Here is a 22,815-nt window from a genome sequence, read left to right on the forward strand (position 1 = left end):
GCTGCTAATCTTGTTTGAACTAGTACAAAAGGATTTATGTATGGGTTTATTGTATGCAAAAGGCGGCGGCGCTGTCCAGATTGCCGAGCAGATCGCCGCACGCATCAAAGACGGCGCGCTGCGGCCGGGCGAGCTGTTGCCGCCGGTACGCCAACTGGCGGCGGAGCTGGAGGTCAATCCGAATACCGTCGCCAGCGCTTATGCCCGATTGCGCGATGCCGGCCTGGTGGCGACGCGCGGGCGGGCGGGAACGGTGGTGCTGGAGCCGCCGCTGGCGGCGGTGAGTGCGGCCTATATGCCGCGTCAGGTGCCGGCGGGAATGTGCGATCTGGCCAGCGGCAATCTGGATGCCGCATTGTTGCCGGCATTGGCGCTTGGCGCGGCGGAGGTGTTCCCGCAGCAAAATGGTTATGACATCAGTGGCGATCTGCCGGTATTGACCGGTCTGGGACGCGAGTGGCTCAGCCGCCAGGGCGTCACGCTGGGGGAACCGGCGGTGTTCTCCGGCGCGCTGGACGCGATGGAAAAGGCGCTGCGCTGCCATGTGCAGCCGGGGGCGGCGGTGTGGGTGGAAGATCCCTGCTGGCCGCCGCTATTGACGCTGTTGCGCCATCTGCGTCTACGGCCGCTGCCGCTGGCGGTAGATGAACAGGGCTGTCGGTTGCCGGAAAGCGGGGCCGCCGGCGCGGTGATCCTGACGCCGCGCGCTCACAATCCGACCGGCGCTTCGCTCTCTGCGCAGCGCGCGCAACAGTGGCGGCGTTTTCTGCGCGACAACCCGCAGTGTCTGGCGATCGTCGACGACTTCTGGGGGCCGCTGTCGCAGCAGCCGCTGCATCTGCCGTTCGACGGCGATCGCGGCCTGTACGTGTTGTCGCTGAGCAAGTTTCTCAGCCCGGATCTGCGCATCGCGCTGGCCTGCGGCAACCCGACGTTGCTGCAGGCGATGCGCGCCGATCAGTACATCAGCGAACGCTGGGTCAGCCATATCTTGCAACAGATCGCCGCCAGGCTGTGGAGACAGGCCTTGCAGGAAGGGCAACTGCCGCGGGCGCAACAGGCATATCAGGCCAGAAGGGATGAACTGGTGCAGCGGCTCAATGCATTGAATCACACGGCGCTGGCGGTAGGTGAAGGGTTGCATCTGTGGTTGCCGGTGAGGTCGGAAAGCGCCGCCGCGCAGCTGATGGCGCAGCGGGGGTGGTTGGTGCAGGGCGGTGAACCTTTCCGCCTGAGGGGCGGCCCGGCGCTCCGCATTAGCCTGGCCAACGTGGTGCCGGCACAGCTGGCGCCGCTGGCGCAGGATCTGTCCGAAGCCATGCGGGCCGAGGCGGCGATCAACTAAGCCGGCGTCAGGTTTTCCTCCGCCAACCGCTGTAGCGAGGCTAACCGGGCGGTCGGTTCGGCGATCGGCGTGTCGATGATGAACTCGTCCACGCCGTACTGCAGCTGCAGCTGCGCCAGTTGCTGATGCACCTGCTGCGCGGTGCCGAGCAGAACATGACTTTCTCGCGGCTCGATGCGGTAGTCGGTGGCGCCGGCCTGTTGCACGAAACTCTCGGCCTGCGCCAGGCTGCCGACGGTCACGCTCTGCTCACCGGCGACGTGCACGCGGTATTGCTGAATCTCCACCGCCAGCGCCGCCGCCTGCTCCGGGCTCTGCGCCACGATCGCCGCCACCGCCAGCAGCCCCTTGCGGCCGCCGCTGTGTGCGGTGTAGTGCTCCAGCGCTTCTCTAATGTCTTGCGGATTGCCGTTCAGATGCGCGGCGAACACGAAGGCCCAGCCGGATTCAGCCGCCAGCGTCGCGCTCTCTTTACTGGCGCCGAGCAAAAAGCGCTGGGCGGCGTGCGGCGGCAACGGCGTGGCGCTCAGACCCGGTTCGGCGTCGTCGTTCAGGTAAGCGGTCAGCTGCGACAGCTGCTGCGGGAAGGCCGGTTTGTTTTGACGGTCATGGGCGGCCTGCAGCGCCTGAGTGGCGAGCGGCAGCCCGCCGGGCGCTTTGCCCACCCCGAGATCGACGCGCCCTGGCGCCAGCGCCGCCAGCAGGTTGAAGTTTTCGGCTACCTTGTAGGCGCTGTAGTGCTGCAGCATCACGCCGCCGGAGCCGATGCGAATGCGCGACGTTTGGCCGAGCAGATAACCGATCAGCACCTCCGGCGACGGGCAGGCGAGCTGCGGCGTATTGTGGTGCTCCGCTAACCAGAAACGCCGATATCCCCAGCGTTCCGCCTGTTGCGCCAGGTGCAGCGTGCGCGCCAGCGCCTGTGCGGCGCTTTCCCCTTCGGCGATCGGACTCTTTTCCAATATGCTCAAGGCATAAGCCATTTTCCCGCTCCTTTCCTCATCAGATATGCCTGACAAATACCATGCGGGCGGCGCACGCCTTAATACTGATTGGCGATAGGATATTCCATTGATCCAAAACGGATTTGGATATGCGCAGAACGGTAAAGCGCCGCGATGTTACCCCTCGAGCCAGGCCTTCAGACGAATGGCGTCACGGTAGTGGCCGTAGCGCGGCTGTGCGCCGAGCAGGATCATCACCACCGGCTGCCCTTTGATGGTGGTGCGCATCACCAGGCAGTGACCGGCCTCGTCGGTAAAGCCGGTTTTCTGCAGCTGGATCTTCCAGGCGGGGTTGTTGATCAGGCCGTTGGAGCTGCGGTAAACCAACTGGCCGCGGCCAGGGCGTACGATCTGCTGCTTGTCGGTGCTGAAGCGGCGAATCGACTGATAGCGATAGGCGTGATTGACCATCTTCAGCAGATCGTTGGCGGTCGCCACATTGCGCGGCGTCAGCCCGGTCGGATCGTAGAAGCGGGCGCGTTTCATGCCGATGGCGCGCGCTTTCTGATTCATTTTCGCCACGAAGGCCTTGCGCCCGCCGGGATAACTGCGGCTCAGCGCGGCGGCTGCGCGGTTCTCCGAAGACATCAGGGCGATGTGCAGCATGTCGCGGCGGCTGAGCACCGAGCCGATGGTCAGGCGCGAATGGGTTTTTTTCAGCAGATCGCGATCGGCGGCGGTGACTTTGAGCTTGCTGCCCATCGGGCGTTTGCTGTCCAGGGCGACCATGGCGGTCATCAGTTTGGTGAGCGAGGCGATCGGCAGCACGCGGTTCGGCTGCTTCTGATAAAGGGTCTTTCCGGTGCGTTGATTGACGACCAGCACCGATTTGGCATTCAGCACCAGCGGCGGCGTGGCGGCATGCACGGGCGCCAAAACGAACAGCAGGCTGAACAGCAGGGCGGCGCCGAAGCGCCGGACAGGCAGACGGAGAAAAGCGTGAGATAAAAGCATAACGGCGGCAATAGTGACCCTAAGTGATTAAAAAATATCAAAAGAGTCTGCCGGGCAAATGTGAAGGAAATAGGGCGATAATCGCTCAAACTGTTACAACAATCCCTTTTGCCGCAGGGTGAAGCGGGTGGCCTCGTTCAAATCGTAGTCCGCGAGGCGCTCGCGCGGCACCCAGGCGTAGTCATCGAACTCGTCGTTGATCGTCACGTCGCGGTTGGCGGCATGGCAGTCGAAAATCAGGTAAATCATGTAGATTTGCTCCCGGCTGCCGTCGGCGTAAGTTTTGATGCGCACGTCATCGCGGAAAGTCCAGGGCGTGATGTTGTCGAGGATCAGCGCGGCGCCCAACTCTTCGCGCACTTCGCGCCGCAGCGCCTGTTCTATTTGTTCACCCGGCTCGACGCCGCCGCCGGACAGCGCCCACTGGCCGGGAAACACGCCCTTGTGCGCCGCCATTTTGCACAGCAGGAAGGCGTTATCGTTTTCAATTAGCGGGCAGACAATGATGCGTTGGCGCATGGAAAACTCCTGTCAAAATGGAAAGCAACCACTTTAACATGGGGTCTGGCCCCTTAGCGTGAGAGAAATCAAAGCGTTGTATTTGCGCAGAGCTGCGGCAACCGCCTCTCTGCGCTACGGTCAGTAGATTTCCGGCACCACCATGTTGTCCGGCACTGGGTTACGGTGGTACTCCGGGCTGCGTTTGCGTGGCGGCAGCGTGATGACGTTACCTTCGGCTTCCTCATAAGGCACCTGCTGCAGCAGGTGAGTGATGCAGTTCAAGCGGGCCTTTTTCTTGTCGACGCCCTGAACCACCCACCAGGGCGCCTCGGCAATGTTAGTGCGCGCTAACATGATTTCTTTGGCCTCGGTGTAGTCCTCCCAGCGGCGGCGGCTTTCCAGATCCATCGGGCTGAGCTTCCACTGCTTGAGCGGATCGTGAATGCGGCTGAGGAAACGCAGTTCCTGCTCCTCATCGGTGATCGAAAACCAGTATTTGACGATTTGGATGCCGCTGCGCGTCAGCATTTTTTCGAATTCCGGCACGCTGCGGAAAAACTCCTCGTACTCTTCGTCGTTGCAAAAGCCCATCACGCGCTCCACGCCGGCTCGGTTATACCAGCTGCGGTCGAACAGCACCATTTCGCCGGCGGCGGGCAGATGCGCGATATAGCGCTGAAAATACCACTGGGTGCGTTCGCGATCGTTCGGCGCCGGCAGCGCCGCCACGCGGCAGGTGCGCGGGTTGAGGCGCTGGGTAATGCGTTTGATCACGCCGCCCTTGCCGGCGGCGTCGCGGCCTTCAAAGAGGATCACCAGCCGATGGCCGGTACGCATCACCCAGTCCTGCAGCTTTACCAGTTCGCCCTGCAGGCGCAGCAGTTCGCGGAAGTATTGCTTGCGCCAGGCTTTCTTCGCGTCGCTGTCGACTTCTGCCGCGTCGAAGCGCAGGTCGTCCAGCTCCATTTCCAGCTCTTCGTCGTAGCTGTCGTAAAATTCTTGCAGCAGGCGCTGGTTGAATCCGTCTTCGCGGTTGAATTCATGCATGGTCATCAGATTTTCTCCGTATCGGCCCGGTGTTAGAAGTGGTTGAAGATCCAGTACAGCACCGCCGACAGCAGCACTGAGGCCGGCAGCGTTAGCACCCAGGCCATCAGCAGATTGCGCAGGGTGGCCATCTGCAGGCCGGAGCGGTTGGCTGCCATGGTGCCGGCGATGCCGGATGAAAGTACGTGAGTGGTCGAAACCGGCAAGCCGAAGGCGTCGGCCGCGCCGATGGTGGTCATCGCCACCAGTTCGGCGCTGGCGCCCTGGGCGTAGGTCAGGTGCGATTTGCCGATCTTTTCGCCCACCGTCACCACGATGCGGCGCCAGCCGACCATGGTGCCGAGCCCCAGTGCAATCGCCACCACCACTTTCACCCAGAAGGGAATGAAGCGGGTGGCGTTGTCGAGTTCGCCCTTCAGCGCGTCGAGGTTGCGCTGCGTGTCGGGATTGATCTGCAACTGATGCTCTGCCTTCAGGTGCTTGATGGTCTCGGACGCCAGGTACATGTCGTTGCGGGTGTTCGACACCGCCTGCGCCGGGATCTTGTCGACCGAGCCGTACTGGCGAATTTGATCTCCGATCGCGCCGGTCAGTTGCGCCAGCGCCGGCACCACCTCCGGCGTCAGATCGCTGGTGCGCACATAGCCGGTCAGCACCTCGCGCGGCGGCGTTTGGCCGCCGGCCGGGAACTGGCGCAGCAGCTGGCTTTTGGTCACCTCCGCCAGCGCCGCCACCCGGGGGATCTGCTCCGGCGGCATCGAACGGTTCAGGGCGTAGGCGATCGGCATGGTGCCCACCAGGATCAGCATGATAAGGCCCATGCCTTTCTGGCCGTCGTTGGAGCCGTGGGCAAAGGAAACGCCGGTGCAGGTGAGGATCAGCAATCCGCGGATCCACAGCGGCGGCGGGCTATTGTCTTTAGGCGCGCTGTACAGCTGGCGGTTGTTGACGAACAGCTTCAGCGCCAGCAGCAGCAGGCCGGCGAACACGAAGCCGATCACCGGCGACAGCAGCAGCGCATAGCCCACCTTGATCGCCTGGCCCCAGTCCACGCCGCTGGTGCCGGTGCGGCCGTGGATCAGGGCGTTGGCCACGCCAACGCCGATAATCGAGCCGATCAGCGTATGCGACGACGAGGCGGGCAGCCCGAGCCACCAGGTGCCGAGGTTCCAGATGATGGCGGAGAACAGCAGGGCGTACACCATGGCGAAGCCGTTGCCGGTGCCGGCCTGCAGGATCAGCTCGACCGGCAGCAGCGAAATGATGCCGAAGGCCACCACGCCGCTGGAGAGCAACACGCCGAGAAAGTTGAAGAAACCGGACCACACCACGGCGACCATCGGCGACAGCGAGTGGGTGTAAATCACCGTCGCGACCGCATTGGCGGTGTCGTGGAAGCCGTTGACGAATTCAAAGCCCAGCGCGATCAGCAGCGCCAGCCCCAATAATAAAAACGGAATGTAACTGGTATAGACGGCGCCGGTGTCGCTGACGTCGTTAAATAAGTTCACCCCGGCGAACGCGATCCCCAGAATTAATAAAAACACAAAAAAAAGAACAGTGAGTCGACTGTTCTTTTGATGCAGCTTGGGCAGGCTGGATGCGGCCGGCACACCCGTTTGAACGGCGCTGTTATCGCTCATAATGACCTTCCTGAGAGGATTGAATGCGGTAGCTGTCGCCTGAAAAGTATTCTGAATGAATGTGGCTTTTTTATGACGAAAATATTAATCATCGGGAACGGCGAAAATCATTAACGCCGATAAATAAAGATTGTTATAACAGCGGAGACGATCTTGGGTTAACGGCAACAGGCAGGATAAGGCGTTATGGTGCAACGGTTAGCGGAAAAGATGCACAAGCTTGATTTCGATGATGAAGTGACCGGGCTGATCTACGGCCATGTGTTTCGTTCCGGTGAGCCGCCGGCGCGCCTGAACTCGCAGCAGGTCTGTCAGGCCTACCAGGCTTTGCCGTCCGGCGACGGCTTTGTCTGGCTGCACCTCAATCTCAACCACGCGGCGGCGGAGAAGTGGCTGAAAAACCATTTCGCCATTTCCGATTTTTTCTTCCACGAAATTCGGCACGGTTCCCACACCACGCGCATCGAGCGCCAGGGCGACGACCTGTTCGCGGTACTCAACGACGTGATTTTCCACCCTGAGGACAGCAACCCGGAAACGGCGACGCTGTGGCTCTATTGCTGCCGTGGGCTGGTGGTCACCGTGCGTCACAAACCGGTGCGATTGATTGAACGGCTGCTTGGCCGCCTGACGGCGCTGGAGCTGGCGTCGTCTACCGAGCTGCTGGCGCACCTGCTGGAAGAGCAGGAGGACGTGTTGGAACAGGTGGTGCGGCAGGCTAACCAGTATGTCGATACCATCGAGGATCGCCTGCTGACCCGCCGCGTCAAACGCAACCGCGCCGAGCTGGGGCGCATGCGCCGCATGCTATTGCGCTTTCAGCGCCTGTTGGCGCCGGAACCGGCCGCGCTGTTTCGCCTGTTGAACCGGCCGCCGAGCTGGCTGAGCCGTGAGGTGGTGCAGGATCTGCGGCAGTTTACCGAAGAGTTCACCGTGGTGTTGAACGATCTCGCCAGCCTGACCGAACGCATCCGGCTGCTGCAGGAAGAACTGGGCGCCAAGCTGATGGAGCAGAATAACCGCACGCTCTACACCCTGACGGTGATCACCGTGCTGGCGTTGCCGATCAACATCGTCGCCGGTTTCTTCGGCATGAACGTCGGAGGGATACCGCTGGCCAGCAATCACCACGGTTTTATCCTGCTGGTGTTGCTGGTCGGCAGTTTTACGCTGATCGCCGGTTATCTGGCGTTCAGGCGCAGGGACGAGTCGTAATTACAGGCGGGCGCGGTACTCTTCTTCCAGCCGGGCATGGGTGCTCCAGAACGGCTGCGGCGCCCGATCGTGCAGACGATCCAGCAGGATATCCAGATGGGTGTGCCAGCCGCCGGCGACGCTGAGCATCTCGTCGCGGTTGGCCAGGCGCCGGTGGGTGACCGTCAGCAGCACCGCGTTTCCCTGTTCCGTCAGCTCGAAGGTCACCTCGGAAGGGCGGCCCTGATCTTGTTCGGCCCAGGTAAAGCTCAGCAGGCGCGGCGGGAACAGGCAGGTGATGTGGCCGCGGTTGCTGACGCAGCCGCCGTGCTGTTTGTACTTGGCCGGCGGTGGCTCGTGCTCGCCCGCCAGATCGGAGTTGCGAAACTCCAGCTCCAGCGGCGCGCCGTTTTCCAACTTCATGGCGCCGGCCGCCAGCCAGGTGGCGCGCTTGTCGGATTCGGTCAGGTAAGCCCACACCCGCTCGATGGGACCGGGCAGCAGCCGCTGGATGCGCAGCGTGCCGGGTTCGATAATCATGCCGTAATCATTCATGGTTCACTCCTTGGGAGGAAGCTGTTCGGGCTGCAACAGCGCCTGTTCGAGCGCATCCAGCCGTTCAGTCCAGAAATGTTCATAGGTTTGCAGCCAGTGCATGGCCTGCGCCATAGGCTCGGGTTCGAGCCGGCAGATATGGTTTCTTCCTTGCACGGTGCGTTGCACCAGGCCCGCATGTTCCAGTGCTTTCACGTGCTTGGAGGCGCCGGCGAACGACATCTGCAGCGGCGCGGCCAGTTCGCCGATGCTGCGCTCACCGCCGGCCAGCGCGCGTAACATCGAGCGGCGGGTCGGGTCGGCCAGCGCATGAAAAATGGCGTCCAGCTGTGAGGAAGATAATTCAACCATATGGTTGAATATAGAACAGGCGGGCTAATATTCAACCGTTTTGTTGAATATTTTTTGCCCCGGCGAGAAACCGGGGCAAGGATCAGGCGCCGGCGTGCGCCAGCAGGGCGTTCAGCAATACGTCGGCGCCGGCGGCGGCCCAGGCGGGGGTGATATCTTCCCGCTCGTTGTGGCTGATGCCGTCCACGCAGGGAATGAAAATCATGGCGGTCGGAGCGACGCGGTTAAGGTAACAGGCATCGTGGCCGGCGCCGGAAATCATGTCGCGATGGCGATAGCCCAACGCTTGCGCGGCATGACGTACGCTGTCGATGCAGCCCCGATCGAAAGCGACCGGGGGATACTGGAAGATGCGCTCGGCGCGCGCGGTCAGGCTGCCGTCGTTGACGGCGTTCACCGCCGCCAGCAGGCGCTGCTCCATCTGCTCCAGAATTGACTCCTCTGGATGGCGGAATTCGACGCTGAAAAAGACGCGTCCCGGCACCACATTGCGTGAGTTGGGGGTAATTTGCGCCATGCCCACCGTGGCGCGCGCGTCGGGCGCGAAATCCCAGCCGATGCGATTGACCGCCGTAACCAGCGCCGCAAAGCCCAGCAGGGCGTCGCGGCGGCGGTCCATCGGCGTGGTGCCGGCATGGGCGCTGAAGCCGACGACCTCCAGTTCATACCAGCGCTGCCCTTGTGCGGCGGTCACCACGCCGATGTCGAGATGCTCCGCTTCCAGAATCGGCCCCTGTTCGATGTGCAACTCGAAGGCGGCATGGATCGGCATGCCGCCCACCGGGTGCTCGCCGGCGTAGCCGATGCGTTCCAGCGCGTCGCCGAGGCTGACGCCGTGCTCGTCGCGGCGCGTCAGGCCGTATTCCAGGTCGAATACCCCGGCGAACACGCCGGAGGCGATCATCGCCGGCGCGAAGCGTGCGCCTTCTTCGTTGGTCCAGTTGATCACTTCAATCGCGCGTTCGGTGACGATCTGCCGATCGTTGAGGCTGCGAATAACCTCCAATCCGGCCAGCACGCCGTAGATGCCGTCGAAACGGCCGCCGCGGGGCTGCGAGTCGCCGTGAGAACCGGTGATGACCGGCGCCAGCTCGGGCCGCGTGCCTTCACGGCGCAGGAACATGTTGCCCATTCGATCGACGCGCACGCTGCAACCGGCCTCCAGCGCCCACCGGCGCAGCTGGTCGCGCGCCTGACGATCCTCTTCGCTGAGCGCCAGGCGGGTGACGCCGTTGTCAGCGATGGCGCCGAACTGCGCCATCGTCTGCAGGCTTTGCCACAGGCGCTCGCCGTTGACTCGATACGTCATTGATCTTCTCCCGGCGTTTTAGCGGTGTAGCGGAAATCGCAGCAGGGGGCGCCGGACATGATGGTCTGGGTGCGCTGCAGTTCAACGTCAGGCGCATAGCCGACGATAAACTGGCTGTCGCGAGCGCAGGAGAGCAGGTGGCCGATCTCCCCAAGCCCCATCTCGTGATACATCTCGGCGTAGCGGCAGCGGGTGACGTTATAGTCGAAGTGCTGTTCGTCCTGATTGATCACCTCGACGCGCAGCGCATCGTCTTTTTCCCACAGGTACTGCAAGGCGGCGAAGCTGCGCAGATCCGCGCCGTTCGGTTCCTGAGCGGCGAACTGTTTGCCCGCCGCGATGGCGGCATTCTCGATGGCCTCGCCGATCACCGCCTGGGCGCGCGCCTTGCCGATTTCACGCACCAGGATCTGGTAGATCGGTTTGATGATCTCCGCCTCGATTTTTCTGCGGGCCAAAATGCCCAACTCGTTGTTTGCACAGCTCATCGCCTTGCTCCTCTTGATTTATTGTGGTTTGGCGCCGCCCAACACGGTTTGCGGCTGCCATTTGCCGTCAACCACCCGATACAGGGTGAAGCTCGGCTGTTGCAGGTTGCCCTGCGCATCGAAGGCGATGGCGCCGGTCACGCCCTGGTAATGTATGGCGCGCAGTTTCGGCAGATAATCGGCCGGGTTGGCCGAGCCGGCCTGTTCGATGGCGGCGATCAGCACTCGGGTGGCGTCGTAGGCGAAGGGCGCATGCAGTTCGATGTGGGTGTGGTAACGATCGCGGTAGGCTTGCTCAAACGCCTTGCCGCCCGGCATCTGTTCCAGCGGCAGCCCCGGCTCCAGCGCCACCACGCCTTCACCTTCCTGCTGCGCCAGCGTCAGGAAGGTTTGGCTGACAAAGCCGCCGGCGCCCATCAGCTGCGCGTTCATGCCCAGCTGTTTCAGTTTGCGCGCCAGCGGCGCCGCCTGGGAATCTACGCCGCCGAAGAAGATCAGATCGGCGTTTTTGCTGCGCACGGTGGTCAGTACGGCGCTGAAATCGACGGTCTTGTCATCGACGTATTCACGAGCGACCGGCTGCACGCCCTGGGCCTGCAGCGATTTGATGAACTCGTCCGCCAGCCCCTGGCCGAAAGCGGTGCGATCGTCTATCACTGCGATGCGCTTGGCTTTCAGCGTCTTCACCGCATATTGCCCGGCGTAGTTGCCGCCGTCGTCGTCGTGGCCCATCACGCGAAAGCTGGTGTCAAAACCTTGTTGCGTATAGCCGTGACCGGTGGCGACCGGCGCCACCTGGGCGATCCCGGCGTCGTGATAGATGCGCGCCGCCGGGATGCTGGTGCCGGTGTTCCAGTGGCCGACCACGCCGGCGACGCCTTCGTCGACCAAACGCTGCGCCACGGCCACGGCGGTGCGCGGATCGGACTGGTCGTCCTCGGACACCAGTTTGAAGGTGACCGGTTTGCCGTTCAGCGTCGGTTTCTGCGCGTTAGCGTCGGCGATCGCCAGTTGCGCGCCGTTTTCGAGATCTTTGCCGATGCGCGCGGAAGAGCCGGTCAGCGGCCCGGCCAGGCCGATCAGCACGGTGTCGGCCGCCAGCGCCGGGAGGCTAAGAATCATTGTCATGGCAGCCAGCGCCAACGGTTTGATGCGAATGTTCTGTTGCATGTCATACTCCTGGTGCGGTTAAAAGAAACAACGGTTATTCACCCAAATAGATCTGTTTGATTTTTTCATCGTCCAGCATGTCGGCGGAACGGCCGCTGTGGCTCAGGCTGCCGCTGTCCAACACGTAGGCGCGATCGGTGGACTCCAGCGCCAGGCGGGCGTTCTGCTCGACCAATAGTAGCGTGACGCCGTCACGAGCTAACTGCTTGATGACCGTGAAAATGGCTTCCACCACAATCGGCGCCAGCCCCATCGAGGGTTCGTCCAATATCAGCAACCGCGGGCGGCTGAGCAGCGCGCGGCCCATCGCCACCATCTGCTGTTCACCGCCCGAAAGTAGCCCGGCCGGTTGGTGCAGGCGCTCGCTCAGCCGCGGGAAAGTGGCGCACACCCGTTCGAAATCTTGCCGCACCGCCGATTTGTCGCGCCGTGCATAGGCGCCGAGCTGCAGGTTCTCCCGCACCGTCAAACGGGTGAAAATGCCGCGTCCCTCCGGCACCATCACCAGCCCCCGTTGCAGCAACCGGTGCGGCGGCACGCCGCGAATCGAGCAACCGTCGAACAGGATGTCGCCTTCGAACGGCTGCAGGCCGGTCAGCGCTCGCAGGCTGGAGCTCTTGCCCGCGCCATTGGCGCCGATCAGCGTCACCTGTTCGCCGGCGTTGACCATAAAATCGATGCCTTTGACCGCATGAATGCCGCCATAAGACACTTTGAGTCGTTTAACGCTCAGCAGGGCTTCAGACATGCGCGCCGCCTCCCAGATAGGCCTGAATGACCGCCGGTTCGCGCCGCACCTGCGCCGGCTCGCCTTCGGCGATCGCTTTGCCGTAATCCAGCACCGTCAGCCGATCGCACAGACCCATCACCAGTTTGACGTCGTGTTCGATCAGCAGCAGCGTTTTGCCGCTGTCGCGGATGCGCAGCAGCAGCTCGCGCAACGCCACTTTTTCTCCGGCGTTCATGCCGGCCGCCGGTTCGTCCAGCGCCAGCAGCCGGGGCTCGGTCGCCAGCGCGCGGGCAATCTCCAGACGGCGTTGGTGGCCATAGGCGAGATCGCCGGCGCGGTAATGGGCGAATTGGCTGATGCCGACGTACTCCAGCAGCGCATGAGATTTATCGCGCACCGCCTGTTCCTCCTCTTTCGCGCGCCCGTGGCGAGCGATCGCCGCCCACAGGCCGTTGCGGGTGCGCACATGGCAGCCGACCATCACGTTTTCCAGCACGCTCATTTCGTTGAACAACCGCAGGTTCTGGAAGGTGCGGGCGATGCCGGCCTGCACCACTTTGTCGATCGCCTGTGGTTTATAGCGCTGGCCCAACAGGCTGAACTCGCCCTCGTCGGCGCGATACAGGCCGGTGATCAGGTTGAAGCAGGTGGTTTTGCCGGCGCCGTTCGGCCCGATCAGGCCGTAGATTTCCCCCTGGCGGATGCTCATGCTGACGTCATCCACCGCCGTCAGGCCGCCGAAACGTTTGCTGACGTGATTTAAAGTGAGCAGCGGCGTCATGCGGCATTCCTCCCGGCATGGCGAGCCGGCCATAGGCCCGCCGGGCGATACAGCATCACCAGGATCAGCGCCAGGCCGTAGAACAGTTGGCGGATAATTTCCGGGTCGATCAGCACCTGGCCGAACAGCGCCTGCTGCAGCGGTCCCATGCTGCTGCGCAGCAGCTCCGGCAGGGCGGCCAGCAGCAGCGCGCCCAGGATCACGCCGGGGATGTGCCCCATGCCGCCGAGCACCACCATCGCCAGTACGGCGATCGATTCCTGCAGGGTGAAGGATTCCGGCGACACGAAGCCTTGAAACGCGGCGAACAGCGCGCCGGCCACGCCGCCGAAGGTGGCGCCGATGGCGAAGGCCAGCAGCTTGAAGTTGCGGGTGTTGATGCCCATCGCCCGCGCGGCGTCCTCGTCTTCGCGGATTGCCGTCCATGCGCGGCCAACGCGCGAATTCTGCAGCCGCAGGCTGATAAACAGGATTGCCAGAAGCAGCGCGGCGAACAGGTAGTAATACAGGTACAGGCCGGAAAAACGCACGCCGAACCACTCATGCATGCCGGAAAACTTCAGGCCGAACAGGCTGACCGGATCGACGCCGGAAATGCCTTTGGGGCCGTTGGTGAGGTTGACCGGGCGATCCAGGTTGCGCATCAGAATGCGCACTATCTCGCCGAAGCCCAGCGTGACGATCGCCAGATAATCGCCGCGCAGCCGCAGCGTCGGCGCGCCGAGCAGGATGCCGCACGCCGCCGCCAGCAGCGCCGCCAGCGGGAGCAGCCACAGCATCGACAGATGCAGTCCGTCGGGGAACCACTGCAGCAGCAGCGGGAACTGCTGCGTCAGATGCGGTGACGACAGCAGCGCGGCCAGATAGGCGCCAACGGCGTAAAAAGCGATAAAGCCCATGTCCAGCAATCCGGTCATGCCCACCACGATGTTCAGTCCGAGCGCCAGCATCAGGTACAGCAAGGCGAAGTCGACAACGCGCACCCAATAGTTGCCGCCGGCGGCGCCCGCCACCCAGGGCGCCAGCAGCAGGGCGAGAATGAACAACGTCAGCCCCAACCCGGCGCGACGCGGCCTGGCCAGAGGAGCGGGGGGAGTCAAAACGGTCATGGTGATGTCCTTATGCGCGCGTGGCGATGCGTTCGCCCAACAGCCCGGAGGGGCGGAAAACCAGCACGGCGATCAGCACCAGAAACGCGAACACGTCCTGGTAGTTGCTGCCGAACACGCCGCCGGTCAGCTCGCCGAGATAGCCGGTGCCCAGCGATTCGAACAGCCCCAGCAGCAAACCGCCAAGCATCGCGCCGCGCAGGTTGCCGATGCCGCCGAGCACGGCGGCGGTAAACGCCTTGATGCCGGGCAGAAAGCCCATCGAGAAACCGGCATTGCCGTAGTTGCTGGCCATCATGATGCCGGCCACCGCCGCCAGCGCGCCGCCGAGCGCGAAGGTCAGAACGATGATGCGGTCAGGACTGATGCCCATCAGGCCGGCGACCTGCGGGTTTTCCGCCGTGGCGCGCATGGCGCGGCCGAAACGGCTGTGTTCGACCAGCAGCCAGAGGCCGGCCATCACCGCTACGGCCACCGCCAGCGTGACGATCGCCGTGCCGGTGATCACCGCCGGCGCATGTTCGGCGCTGCCTGCGGTCAGGGCGATGGGCGTCATCGGCAACAGCTGCGGAAACATCAGGGGATTGCGTGACCAGATCAGCATCGCCAGGGTTTGCAACAGCAGCGAGACGCCGATGCCGCTGATCAGCGGGGCCAGGCGCGGTGCATTACGCAACCGGCGATAGGCCAGACGCTCGATCGCCATCGAGGTGATGGCGCAGACCGCCATGGCGAACAGGGCCGCCAGCAGCAGCGTGGCGTAGGGCGATAACGCGGGAAAGTGGTGTTGCAACACGCTTATCGCCGACAGCGCGCTCAGCGCCCCGACCATCAGCACGTCGCCGTGCGCGAAGTTGATGATGCGCAGGATGCCGTACACCATGGTGTAGCCGAGCGCGATCAGCGCATAAATGCTGCCGAGCATCAAACCGTTGACGGTTTGCTGTACCAGCGTATCCATAAGGAGAGTCCGGAGATAATGAGTCAGAGGCTCACAGTAGAGAATTTAAAAAAATTGTAAAATACGGAAAAATACTTTCTTATACAAAAAACGAGTGATTTTAATACATTGATTTTTATGTATATTGAATCCATTCCTTCAGTGTCGATTTCCCAAAAACAGTCAATATATGAAAAAAACAGAACAGTACGATGAGCCATTGCCGATGCTGCCGAACGATCCGCCGCTGCGCGCCGTGCGGGCGTTCGAAGCCATCGCGCGCCTGGGTGGCATCAGCGCGGCGGCTAACGAGCTGATGATTTCGCCTTCGGCGGTCAGTCATCAACTCAAAACGCTGGAGGCATTTTTGCAGATGCCGTTGACTGAACGGCAGGGGCGCAACCTGGTGCTGCGCAGCGAGGGGCGGGAGTACTACCGTTCGATTCGCTCGGCGTTCAACGTGCTGCGGCAGGCGACCGAACACGTGCGTGAACAATCCGCGTCGCGGCAGGTGACCATCAGTCTGATCCCGCTGTTCGGCATGGGCTGGTTCATTCCGCGGCTGCGCGGCTTTCTGCGCGAAAACCCGGATATCGACATCAATGTGGTCTACGCCAACCACCGCAATTACCTGAGCGACGCCGCCGATCTGTCGATCCGCTTCGGGATCGGGCAGTGGACCGGCTATCGCAGCGAGAAGCTGATGTCCGGAAAAATGGTGCCGGTGTGCAGCCGGGCATTCAGTAAACTGCACGGTCTGCTCGATACGCCGGATCAGCTGGCGACGCTGCCGCTGCTGCACGACGAGGAGCGCAATACCTGGATGCAATGGTTTCAGCAGGCCGGCGTCAAGCGCCCGCTGCGCAGTATCGGCCCGATGTTCGAGGATGGATTGTTGACGTTGGCGGCGGTGCAGGCGGGGTTAGGGTGCGCGTTGATGCGTGAACCGTTAATCGCCCACTACCTTGAGAGCGGTGAGTTGATCAAAATGTTCGATCTGCCGATCGACGACGGCCGCGATTATTACCTGTGCGCTCGGCTGGACAGTGAACTGTCGCAGGAAGGCGAAAATCTGCGGCAGTGGCTGCGCCGTGAGGCGGCGGAAAGCCGAGGGGATTAAGCGCCGTTTGGCCATGGCGGCGCGGAACCTTCGAACCGCCCAGCCTGGCGCGGCGATTTGCGCGGCTTGATAGCCGGCAAGAAAAGAAATGTCACAACTGCGGCGCCTATCACACCGTGCAGATTGCATTTCATTCCTGGCCGCCATAACCTGACAAGAAACGGATTGTTACTGACGCGATCAGGCAAAACCTAACTTCTCTCCCGGCATCGAACATGGCCGGATGGGCGGTTAGGTTTTTTTTTGCAAAAGGAGAAGGGAATGAAACTTGTCGTCGCTAATGACTACCAGGAAATGAGTGAGCTGGCCGCCAGCCTGTTGTTGAGTTACATGCTGCGCCCGCAGCGCGTCAATCTGGCCATCACCGCCGGCTCGACGCCTAAACGGATGTATGAGTTGTTGGCTCCGCGCGTCAAGGGCCACGCGGAATTCGCCAACGTGCATTACTATAATTTCGATGAAATTCCTTACGCCGGCCGATCGGGCTATGGCGTCACCATGGAGAATCTGTACCATATGTTCTTCGGCCCGGCGGCGATCCCCGAGCGGCAACTGCACGTCTTGAATTCGGACAACTACCTCCAGCACGATCGGCGTATCGCCGAGGATGGCGGGCTGGATGCAATCGTAATGGGCGTCGGAGCGGACGGGCATTTCTGCGGCAATCTGCCGGGCACCACTGCCTTCGAAGACCGCACTTGTCGGGTGCCGGTTTCCGCCAGGCCGGATATGGCGGACATTTTGCTCAAAGAGGTGGGCGGCCGCACTGAATGGCTGCCCGATCATTACGTCACCCTGGGGCCTGCGAGCGTGATGGCCGCCAAAAAGCTGGTGCTGATCGTCAACGGTTCGCACAAAGCGGACATTTTGCGGCGCATTGTCACCGGCTCTGTCGACGCCGCAGTGCCCGCCAGCATTTTGATGTTGCATCCGGACCTGTTGATTATCGCCGATCGGGAGGCCGCGGCGCTGCTGTCTTAAGCGTTCATCCGGCGCATCTCGCCTCAGAACCAACGGTCATAACCTGCAACCAAAGCGTCTTTCCCTGTGGCACAGAATCAGGCTAGAGTGCGTTTTTTCATGCAGCTGGGGATGACGATGCTGTTCGATTTAAACCGGCAGGCAGCCGAACTGCCCGAGGCCTGGCGTTCCGCCGTGCTGGGCCGCGTCGGTGCGGCCAATATCAAAGTGCTGCGTATGGATGCGCGCAGCATTGCGGATGAAGTGCATGATTACAGTGAAGGGTTGCTGGTGATCAGCGGCCACCTGCGGCTGCAGGTGGCGGGGGAAACGATGGTAGTGCGGGCCGGGCAGCTGTATCAGGCCGCGGCCGGCGTACCGCACCGCGTGTTGCCGGGCAGCGAAGGCACGCTGGTGATTGTCGATCTGCCGGAAGATTAAGCGCCGCCCAAAGCCCTGAGCGCCACGTTCACCGCCGCCAATAACCGCGCTTCTGTGACGCCGTCACGCGCTTGAATCGACAGGCCGTGCAAGAAGACGGCGAAATAGTCCCCCAGGCTGTCGGCGTCGGTGTCGGCCGGCAGTTCGCCGGTTTGCACCGCCTGGCGCAGCCGTTCGACGATCTGCTGCGTGCGCTGCAGCCGATGCTCTGCCAGCCAAACTTTGAGTCCGTCGTTTTCCGCGCTGACGCTGGCGGCGGAGGAGACCACCATGCAGCCCTGCGGCAGATCCGGCCGGCTATAGAGCCGCACGGCATCTTCCAGCAGGCGTTTGATCGCCGGGCGAATGCCGCTTTCCTGCGCGAAGGCGCGATCGGCAAAGCCGCCTTCCTTGGTTTCGTAACTGGCGATCGCCTCGCGGAACAGCTGCTCTTTGGAGCCGAACGCTTTGTAGATGCGCGCGGAAGCAATGCCCAATTCCGCCACCAGATCCGACATCGAGGTGCCTTCGTAACCCTGCCGCCAAAATAAGTTTCGCGCCTTCAAGAGCGCCTGTTCGCGATCGAACTCGCGCGGTCTGCCTGCCATTCGCTGCTCCAATTTACCTGCCATTCAGCGACATAGGATCGCCTAAATCGGCGGGAATACCAATGCCTTTATAAATTTCGCTTGCGGTCGCCGCGCTTTGCTCCTATTGTTTGTCAATCGACAACTAATAGGAGTTTACGATGAAAACCCTCAAAGGTCCAAGCCTGCATCTCGCGCAGTTCAGCGATGAGACAGCGCCGTTCAACAGCCTGCCCGCCATTGCCGAGTGGGCGGCGCAGACCGGTTTTAGCGCGTTGCAGATCCCGGCCTGGGATCGGCGTTTATTCGACGTGGCCACCGCTGCGCAAAGCCAAACCTACTGCGACGATCTGACCGGTATGTTGGCGGAGCATGGGTTGGTGGTCAGCGAACTGACCAGCCATATTTTCGGCCAACTGATGGCGGTGCACCCGGCTTACGATGCGCTGTGCGACAGCTTCGCGCCGCCGGCGCTGCACGGTAATCCGCAGGCGCGCGGCGAGTGGGCGCGGCAGCAAATGCAGCTGGCGGTAAAAGCCTCGGCGCGGCTCGGGCTCAGCGAGCTGGGCACCTTTTCCGGTTCACTGGCCTGGCCCTATCTGTTCCCGTTCCCGCAGCGCCCGGAAGGATTGATCGACGCCGCGTTCAACGAGCTGGCCAAACGCTGGCTGCCGGTGCTCAACGCCTGCGACGAGCAGGGCATCAACCTGTGCTACGAAATTCACCCGAGTGAAGATCTGCATGACGGCGTGACCTACGAGATGTTTCTTGAGCGCGTTGGCCATCATCCGCGTTGCCGGGTGCTGTTCGATCCGAGCCATATGGTGCTGCAGCAGCTCAACTATTTGGAGTTTATCGATATTTATAAAGAGGTTATCGGCATGTTCCACGTTAAGGACGCCGAGTTCAACCCGACCGGGCGCCAGGGCATTTACGGCGGTTATCAGTCATGGATCGATCGCGCCGGCCGCTTCCGCTCGCTGGGCGACGGCCAGGTCGATTTCAACGGCATTTTTTCCCGTTTGACGCAGTATGGCTATCAGGGCTGGGCGACGCTGGAGTGGGAATGCTGCCTGAAAAATCCGCAGGACGGCGCGCGCGAAGGCGCGGCCTTCATTCGCGATCGCATCATCCATGTCACCGACAAAGTGTTCGATGACTTCGCCGGCGCACCGGTCAACCCACAGCAGATTAATGCCTTGCTCGGCATTCGCTGAGCCAGTCCATCACAGGGAGTCACCCCATGAAACAACAAGAGAACGAGATCCTGTTGCAGGATCTCGGGGCGGAACACGTCTATACCCAGGTCAATGGCCAACGTATCCACTGCGTGATAGCCGGTGAAGGGCTGCCGGTGTTGCTGATCCCCGGCTGGCCGCAAACCTGGTACACCTGGCGCCATGTGATGCGCGCCTTGGCGGCGGCCGGTTTTCAGGCGATCGCCGTCGATCCGCCGGGCATCGGCGACTCTGACAAGCCCGTCGGTGGCTATGACACCGGCAGCGTCGGTGCGGCATTGCACGCGATGATGGCGCAACTGGGCCACGAACGTTACCAACTGGTCGGCCACGACATCGGCATGTGGATCGGTTACGCCATGGCGAGCGACTTCCCGCAGGCGGTGGAGCGCCTGGTGCTGACGGAGGCGGTGATCCCCGGTCTGGCGCCGCCGCCGCCGATTTTCGTCGCGCCGGAGGAGAACATCTTCCTGTGGCATTTCATGTTCAACCAGCTGGCGGATTTGCCGGAGACCCTGACCCAGGGGCGCGAGCGGGAGTATCTTGGCTATATCTTCAACCGCTGGTCCTATCGGCGCGACCGGGTGGCGGCTGAGGTCTATATCGCCGCCTATTCGGCGCCGGGCGGCCTGCGCGCCGGATTCGACTATTACCGGGCGATCCCGGAGACCGTTCGCCAGAACCGAGAGCGCGCCGCCACGCCATTGACGATGCCGGTGCTGACGGTGGGGGCGGAGCACGCCACCGGCGACGCGCCGCTGACGACGCTGCAGGGCAATGCGTGCGATCTGCGGGGCGAAACGGTCGCCAGCTGCGGCCATTTCATCACCGAGGAGTGTCATGAAGCGTTTATCGCATTGATTACGCCGTTCCTGGCGGGAGAACAACATGCCGCTTGATGAACGCATCGCCGCCTTTTTGACGGCATCGGTCGATGTGCCGCCGCCCGCGTCGCTGGCGGAAATGCGCGCGGCCACGGAAACCGGTTTGCGCTTGCTGCAGGGCGAAACGGCACCGAGCGGCGGCGTCAGGGACTATACGGTGGTCGCCGCCGATGGGCACCGGATTGCGCTGCGCGCCTATCTACCGGCGGGGGAAAGGCGCGCTGCCGCACAACCGGCGATGCTGTTCGCCCACGGCGGCGGCTGGTGCCTCGGTTCGCTGTCGCTGTATGACCAGCCCTGCCAGGCGCTGGCTAACGCCACCGGCCGGGTGATCCTGTCGGTCGACTACCGTTTGGCGCCAGAGTATCCATTTCCGCAGCCGCTGGAAGATGTCTACCAGGCGCTCTGCTGGGTGGTGCAACAGGCGCCGCAGTTAGGGATCGACGCGCAGCGCCTGGTTGTGGGGGGCGACAGCGCCGGGGGCAATCTGGCGGCGGCGGTCGCGTTGCTGGCGCGGGATCGCGGCGGCCCGCATATCGAGCGCCAGCTGCTGCTGTACCCGGCGCTCAGCCGCGAAATGGCGACGGAGAGCTATCGCGAGTTTGCCGAGGGGCACTTTCTGACGCGCGACGCGATGGTATTTTGTTGGCAGCAGTATCTGGCTCAGCGGCGCGAACCTTACGGCGAACCGCTGCACGCCGCCACGCTGCGCGGGTTACCGCCGGCCACCATTCTGAGCTGCGAATATGATCCGCTGCGCGATGAGGCCGAGGAGTATGCGCAGCGGCTGCGCGAGGCGGGCGTGGCGGTACGCTGCGAACGGTTGCCGGGCGTGGTGCATGCCTGTATTCACATGTTGGGGCTGACCCCGGCGGCGCGACGGCTGTTCGAGCTGGCTTGCGAGTAAAAAAAAGCCCCGCATTGCGGGGCTTTCTGGCTATTCATCCGGCGCGCGATTAACGGCCGGCGACGGTGACGAAACGGGTTTCCAGGTAGGATTCGATCGCTTCGCTGCCGCCTTCGGTGCCGTGACCGGAGTCTTTCACGCCGCCAAACGGCGTTTCCGGCAGGCCAAAACCGATGTGGTTGATGCTCAGCATGCCGCTCTCCACGTCGCGCCCCAGCGCATTGACGGTGGCGATGTTACGGCTGTAGGCGTAGGCGGCCAGCCCGTACGGCAGTCGGTTGGCTTCGGCGATCGCCTCGTCGTAGGTGGCGAACGGGCGCAGCAGGGCGACCGGGCCAAACGGCTCTTCCGACATGGCGCGCGCGCTCAGCGGCACGTCGCGCAGCACCGTCGGCTCGAAGAAGTTGCCTTTGCCCGCCACGCGTTTGCCGCCGGTGCTGGCCTTCGCTCCGTGGGCGATAGCGTCCTGCACCAGCGCCTCGATATTGTCGACGCTGCGGCCCAGCACCATCGGGCCCATCGTCACGCCGTCTTCCAGCCCGTTGCCGAGCTTGAGCTCACGCACCGCGGCGGTGAATTTCTCCACGAAGGCCTCGTAAACGCCTTGCTGGATCAGGAAGCGGGTCGGGGCGATACAGACCTGGCCGGCGTTGCGGAACTTCGACTGCGCCAGCTCTTTGGCCGCCGCGTCGAGATCGGCGTCGTCAAAGATCAGCACCGGCGCGTGGCCGCCCAGCTCCATGGTGGCCTTTTTCATATGCTGGCCAGCCAGCGCCGCCAGATGTTTGCCCACGCGGGTGGAGCCGGTGAAGGAGATCTTGCGAATGGTCGGATGCGGGATCAGGTATTCCGAGATTTCCGCCGGGGTGCCGTACACCAGCGCGATCACCCCGGCAGGAATACCGGCGTCGGCGAAGGCTTTGATCAGCTCTGCCGGTGAGGCCGGCGTTTCTTCCGGGCCTTTGACGATGATGGAACAGCCCGCCGCCAGCGCGGCGGACAGCTTGCGCACGATCTGGTTAATCGGGAAGTTCCACGGTGTGAAGGCGGCCACCGGGCCGACCGGCAGCTTGAGGGTTTGCTGCTGCACGTCGCGAGCGCGGGACGGAATGATCTGCCCGTAGGTGCGGGTGGCTTCGCCGGCGAACCAGTCGATAACGTCGGCGGCGTTGAGAATTTCAATCTTGGCCTGCGCCACCGGCTTGCCCTGTTCCTGCGTCATGATGGCGGCGATGGCGTCGGCGCGTTCGCGCAGCAGCGCAGCGGCTTTGCGCATCAGGTTGGCGCGCTGGTGTGCGGCGGTGTTTCGCCAAACGTTAAACCCGCGCTCGGTGGCGGCCAGCGCCAGATCGAGATCTTCTGTGGCGGCGTGCGCCACCTGACCGATGATCTCGTCGGTAGCGGGGTTGGAGACCGGCAGGGTTTTCCCGGCCAGCGCGTTGCGCCATTGTCCATCGATATACAGTTGAGTATCCGGATACATTGTTGCCTCTTGTTTGCGGAGTGTCAGGGGCCGATGAGTTTTGCGATGCGGCCCGTCTGAAAGGGACAGGGACCTTAACCCTACGCCGAATGGCG

24 protein-coding genes are annotated in these 22,815 nt (G+C 62.7%); 8 read left to right on the top strand and 16 right to left on the bottom strand.

What is annotated here, in order from left to right:
- Positions 1–40: 40 nt before the first annotated feature.
- Positions 41–1,345, top strand: coding sequence for an aminotransferase class I/II-fold pyridoxal phosphate-dependent enzyme (locus JL05_RS15965; RefSeq protein WP_033632959.1), 1,305 nt, complete (start codon positions 41–43; stop codon positions 1,343–1,345).
- Here JL05_RS15965 and JL05_RS15970 read toward each other — a convergent pair.
- The 5 genes from JL05_RS15970 to JL05_RS15990 all read right to left on the bottom strand — a co-directional run bounded on the left by JL05_RS15970 (position 1,342) and on the right by JL05_RS15990 (position 6,494).
- Positions 1,342–2,328 carry an MsnO8 family LLM class oxidoreductase gene (locus tag JL05_RS15970; RefSeq protein ID WP_033632960.1) on the bottom strand — a complete coding sequence of 329 codons (987 nt, stop codon included), beginning with the start codon at positions 2,326–2,328 and terminating at the stop codon, positions 1,342–1,344. The two genes, JL05_RS15965 and JL05_RS15970, sit on opposite strands and share 4 nt — an antisense overlap.
- 138 nt (positions 2,329–2,466) lie before the next feature.
- Positions 2,467–3,303: a D-alanyl-D-alanine endopeptidase gene (pbpG, locus tag JL05_RS15975; protein ID WP_033632961.1), complete on the bottom strand. Its 837-nt coding sequence runs from the start codon at positions 3,301–3,303 to the stop codon at positions 2,467–2,469.
- A gap of 93 nt (positions 3,304–3,396) precedes the next feature.
- Positions 3,397–3,822, bottom strand: coding sequence for a nucleoside triphosphatase NudI (gene nudI, locus JL05_RS15980; RefSeq protein ID WP_004938207.1), 426 nt, complete (start codon positions 3,820–3,822; stop codon positions 3,397–3,399).
- 120 nt (positions 3,823–3,942) lie between these two features.
- Entirely contained in the window at positions 3,943–4,857 is a 915-nt protein-coding gene (gene ppk2, locus JL05_RS15985) for a polyphosphate kinase 2 (protein ID WP_033632962.1), read from the bottom strand.
- 26 nt (positions 4,858–4,883) lie between these two features.
- Positions 4,884–6,494, bottom strand: a complete 1,611-nt coding sequence (locus JL05_RS15990; RefSeq protein ID WP_033632963.1) for an inorganic phosphate transporter — start codon at positions 6,492–6,494, stop codon at positions 4,884–4,886.
- 186 nt (positions 6,495–6,680) lie between these two features.
- On the opposite strand from JL05_RS15990, the gene JL05_RS15995 reads away from it, so the two are divergent.
- Positions 6,681–7,709: a transporter gene (locus JL05_RS15995; protein ID WP_033632964.1), complete on the top strand. Its 1,029-nt coding sequence runs from the start codon at positions 6,681–6,683 to the stop codon at positions 7,707–7,709.
- Here JL05_RS15995 and JL05_RS16000 read toward each other — a convergent pair whose 3' ends face one another.
- From JL05_RS16000 to JL05_RS16040, 9 genes are all read right to left on the bottom strand, one after another.
- Positions 7,710–8,243 (bottom strand): SRPBCC family protein, encoded by a 534-nt coding sequence (locus JL05_RS16000; RefSeq protein ID WP_015377962.1) that lies wholly within the window; start codon positions 8,241–8,243, stop codon positions 7,710–7,712.
- A gap of 3 nt (positions 8,244–8,246) precedes the next feature.
- The gene (locus JL05_RS16005; protein ID WP_004938187.1) at positions 8,247–8,594 is read right to left on the bottom strand and encodes an ArsR/SmtB family transcription factor; all 348 of its coding nucleotides are present in this window, start codon (positions 8,592–8,594) and stop codon (positions 8,247–8,249) included.
- An 82-nt stretch (positions 8,595–8,676) separates the two neighbouring features.
- Positions 8,677–9,903 (bottom strand): Zn-dependent hydrolase, encoded by a 1,227-nt coding sequence (locus JL05_RS16010; RefSeq protein WP_033632965.1) that lies wholly within the window; start codon positions 9,901–9,903, stop codon positions 8,677–8,679.
- On the bottom strand, positions 9,900–10,391 hold the full coding sequence (locus tag JL05_RS16015; RefSeq protein WP_033632966.1) for an L-2-amino-thiazoline-4-carboxylic acid hydrolase: 492 nt from the start codon (positions 10,389–10,391) through the stop codon (positions 9,900–9,902). The genes JL05_RS16010 and JL05_RS16015 overlap by 4 nt, the downstream gene beginning before the upstream one ends.
- A gap of 18 nt (positions 10,392–10,409) precedes the next feature.
- Positions 10,410–11,519 (bottom strand): branched-chain amino acid ABC transporter substrate-binding protein, encoded by a 1,110-nt coding sequence (locus tag JL05_RS16020; RefSeq protein WP_375542430.1) that lies wholly within the window; start codon positions 11,517–11,519, stop codon positions 10,410–10,412.
- Between the two features lie 76 nt (positions 11,520–11,595).
- Entirely contained in the window at positions 11,596–12,309 is a 714-nt protein-coding gene (locus tag JL05_RS16025) for an ABC transporter ATP-binding protein (RefSeq protein WP_033632968.1), read from the bottom strand.
- The gene (locus JL05_RS16030) at positions 12,302–13,072 is read right to left on the bottom strand and encodes an ABC transporter ATP-binding protein (RefSeq protein ID WP_033632969.1); all 771 of its coding nucleotides are present in this window, start codon (positions 13,070–13,072) and stop codon (positions 12,302–12,304) included. The genes JL05_RS16025 and JL05_RS16030 overlap by 8 nt, the downstream gene beginning before the upstream one ends.
- Positions 13,069–14,181: an ABC transporter permease subunit gene (locus tag JL05_RS16035; protein WP_033632970.1), complete on the bottom strand. Its 1,113-nt coding sequence runs from the start codon at positions 14,179–14,181 to the stop codon at positions 13,069–13,071. Before JL05_RS16035 ends, JL05_RS16030 begins: the two co-directional genes overlap by 4 nt.
- A gap of 10 nt (positions 14,182–14,191) precedes the next feature.
- On the bottom strand, positions 14,192–15,142 hold the full coding sequence (locus JL05_RS16040) for a branched-chain amino acid ABC transporter permease (protein WP_021503755.1): 951 nt from the start codon (positions 15,140–15,142) through the stop codon (positions 14,192–14,194).
- Positions 15,143–15,311: 169 nt separating this feature from the next.
- On the opposite strand from JL05_RS16040, the gene JL05_RS16045 reads away from it, so the two are divergent.
- The 3 genes from JL05_RS16045 to JL05_RS16055 all read left to right on the top strand — a co-directional run bounded on the left by JL05_RS16045 (position 15,312) and on the right by JL05_RS16055 (position 17,642).
- Complete coding sequence (locus tag JL05_RS16045) at positions 15,312–16,241, top strand: LysR substrate-binding domain-containing protein (protein WP_033632971.1); 930 nt, start codon at positions 15,312–15,314, stop codon at positions 16,239–16,241.
- A 261-nt stretch (positions 16,242–16,502) separates the two neighbouring features.
- Complete coding sequence (locus JL05_RS16050; RefSeq protein ID WP_033632972.1) at positions 16,503–17,222, top strand: glucosamine-6-phosphate deaminase; 720 nt, start codon at positions 16,503–16,505, stop codon at positions 17,220–17,222.
- 117 nt (positions 17,223–17,339) lie between these two features.
- Positions 17,340–17,642, top strand: a complete 303-nt coding sequence (locus JL05_RS16055; protein ID WP_033633644.1) for a cupin domain-containing protein — start codon at positions 17,340–17,342, stop codon at positions 17,640–17,642.
- On the opposite strand, the gene JL05_RS16060 is transcribed toward JL05_RS16055, so the two are convergent.
- Positions 17,639–18,229, bottom strand: a complete 591-nt coding sequence (locus JL05_RS16060) for a TetR/AcrR family transcriptional regulator (protein ID WP_033632973.1) — start codon at positions 18,227–18,229, stop codon at positions 17,639–17,641. The genes JL05_RS16055 and JL05_RS16060 overlap by 4 nt on opposite strands.
- Before the next feature lie 140 nt (positions 18,230–18,369).
- Here JL05_RS16060 and JL05_RS16065 point away from each other — a divergent pair, with 140 nt between their 5' ends.
- Genes JL05_RS16065 through JL05_RS16075 form a run of 3 tightly spaced genes read left to right on the top strand, consistent with a single transcriptional unit; the run spans position 18,370 to position 21,237 of the window.
- Entirely contained in the window at positions 18,370–19,425 is a 1,056-nt protein-coding gene (locus JL05_RS16065; RefSeq protein ID WP_033632974.1) for a sugar phosphate isomerase/epimerase family protein, read from the top strand.
- Between the two features lie 26 nt (positions 19,426–19,451).
- The gene (locus JL05_RS16070; protein WP_033632975.1) at positions 19,452–20,345 is read left to right on the top strand and encodes an alpha/beta fold hydrolase; all 894 of its coding nucleotides are present in this window, start codon (positions 19,452–19,454) and stop codon (positions 20,343–20,345) included.
- The gene (locus tag JL05_RS16075; protein WP_033632976.1) at positions 20,335–21,237 is read left to right on the top strand and encodes an alpha/beta hydrolase; all 903 of its coding nucleotides are present in this window, start codon (positions 20,335–20,337) and stop codon (positions 21,235–21,237) included. The genes JL05_RS16070 and JL05_RS16075 overlap by 11 nt, the downstream gene beginning before the upstream one ends.
- A 49-nt stretch (positions 21,238–21,286) precedes the next feature.
- Here the strand turns inward: JL05_RS16075 and JL05_RS16080 are convergent, their stop codons facing one another.
- Complete coding sequence (locus tag JL05_RS16080; protein ID WP_033632977.1) at positions 21,287–22,720, bottom strand: NAD-dependent succinate-semialdehyde dehydrogenase; 1,434 nt, start codon at positions 22,718–22,720, stop codon at positions 21,287–21,289.
- Between the last annotated feature and the right edge of the window lie 95 nt (positions 22,721–22,815).

This window comes from Serratia nematodiphila DZ0503SBS1, assembly GCF_000738675.1.
GTDB lineage: Bacteria > Pseudomonadota > Gammaproteobacteria > Enterobacterales > Enterobacteriaceae > Serratia > Serratia nematodiphila.

Excerpts from the sequence above, each read along its gene's own strand:
- JL05_RS15965 (WP_033632959.1), top strand. The coding sequence starts at position 41 with ATGGGTTTATTGTATGCAAAAGGCGGCGGCGCTGTCCAGATTGCCGAG.
- JL05_RS15970 (WP_033632960.1), bottom strand. The coding sequence starts at position 2,328 with ATGGCTTATGCCTTGAGCATATTGGAAAAGAGTCCGATCGCCGAAGGG.
- pbpG (WP_033632961.1), bottom strand. The coding sequence starts at position 3,303 with ATGCTTTTATCTCACGCTTTTCTCCGTCTGCCTGTCCGGCGCTTCGGC.
- nudI (WP_004938207.1), bottom strand. The coding sequence starts at position 3,822 with ATGCGCCAACGCATCATTGTCTGCCCGCTAATTGAAAACGATAACGCC.
- ppk2 (WP_033632962.1), bottom strand. The coding sequence starts at position 4,857 with ATGACCATGCATGAATTCAACCGCGAAGACGGATTCAACCAGCGCCTG.
- JL05_RS15990 (WP_033632963.1), bottom strand. The coding sequence starts at position 6,494 with ATGAGCGATAACAGCGCCGTTCAAACGGGTGTGCCGGCCGCATCCAGC.
- JL05_RS15995 (WP_033632964.1), top strand. The coding sequence starts at position 6,681 with ATGGTGCAACGGTTAGCGGAAAAGATGCACAAGCTTGATTTCGATGAT.
- JL05_RS16000 (WP_015377962.1), bottom strand. The coding sequence starts at position 8,243 with ATGAATGATTACGGCATGATTATCGAACCCGGCACGCTGCGCATCCAG.
- JL05_RS16005 (WP_004938187.1), bottom strand. The coding sequence starts at position 8,594 with ATGGTTGAATTATCTTCCTCACAGCTGGACGCCATTTTTCATGCGCTG.
- JL05_RS16010 (WP_033632965.1), bottom strand. The coding sequence starts at position 9,903 with ATGACGTATCGAGTCAACGGCGAGCGCCTGTGGCAAAGCCTGCAGACG.
- JL05_RS16015 (WP_033632966.1), bottom strand. The coding sequence starts at position 10,391 with ATGAGCTGTGCAAACAACGAGTTGGGCATTTTGGCCCGCAGAAAAATC.
- JL05_RS16020 (WP_375542430.1), bottom strand. The coding sequence starts at position 11,519 with ATGACAATGATTCTTAGCCTCCCGGCGCTGGCGGCCGACACCGTGCTG.
- JL05_RS16025 (WP_033632968.1), bottom strand. The coding sequence starts at position 12,309 with ATGTCTGAAGCCCTGCTGAGCGTTAAACGACTCAAAGTGTCTTATGGC.
- JL05_RS16030 (WP_033632969.1), bottom strand. The coding sequence starts at position 13,072 with ATGACGCCGCTGCTCACTTTAAATCACGTCAGCAAACGTTTCGGCGGC.
- JL05_RS16035 (WP_033632970.1), bottom strand. The coding sequence starts at position 14,181 with ATGACCGTTTTGACTCCCCCCGCTCCTCTGGCCAGGCCGCGTCGCGCC.
- JL05_RS16040 (WP_021503755.1), bottom strand. The coding sequence starts at position 15,142 with ATGGATACGCTGGTACAGCAAACCGTCAACGGTTTGATGCTCGGCAGC.
- JL05_RS16045 (WP_033632971.1), top strand. The coding sequence starts at position 15,312 with ATGAAAAAAACAGAACAGTACGATGAGCCATTGCCGATGCTGCCGAAC.
- JL05_RS16050 (WP_033632972.1), top strand. The coding sequence starts at position 16,503 with ATGAAACTTGTCGTCGCTAATGACTACCAGGAAATGAGTGAGCTGGCC.
- JL05_RS16055 (WP_033633644.1), top strand. The coding sequence starts at position 17,340 with ATGCTGTTCGATTTAAACCGGCAGGCAGCCGAACTGCCCGAGGCCTGG.
- JL05_RS16060 (WP_033632973.1), bottom strand. The coding sequence starts at position 18,229 with ATGGCAGGCAGACCGCGCGAGTTCGATCGCGAACAGGCGCTCTTGAAG.
- JL05_RS16065 (WP_033632974.1), top strand. The coding sequence starts at position 18,370 with ATGAAAACCCTCAAAGGTCCAAGCCTGCATCTCGCGCAGTTCAGCGAT.
- JL05_RS16070 (WP_033632975.1), top strand. The coding sequence starts at position 19,452 with ATGAAACAACAAGAGAACGAGATCCTGTTGCAGGATCTCGGGGCGGAA.
- JL05_RS16075 (WP_033632976.1), top strand. The coding sequence starts at position 20,335 with ATGCCGCTTGATGAACGCATCGCCGCCTTTTTGACGGCATCGGTCGAT.
- JL05_RS16080 (WP_033632977.1), bottom strand. The coding sequence starts at position 22,720 with ATGTATCCGGATACTCAACTGTATATCGATGGACAATGGCGCAACGCG.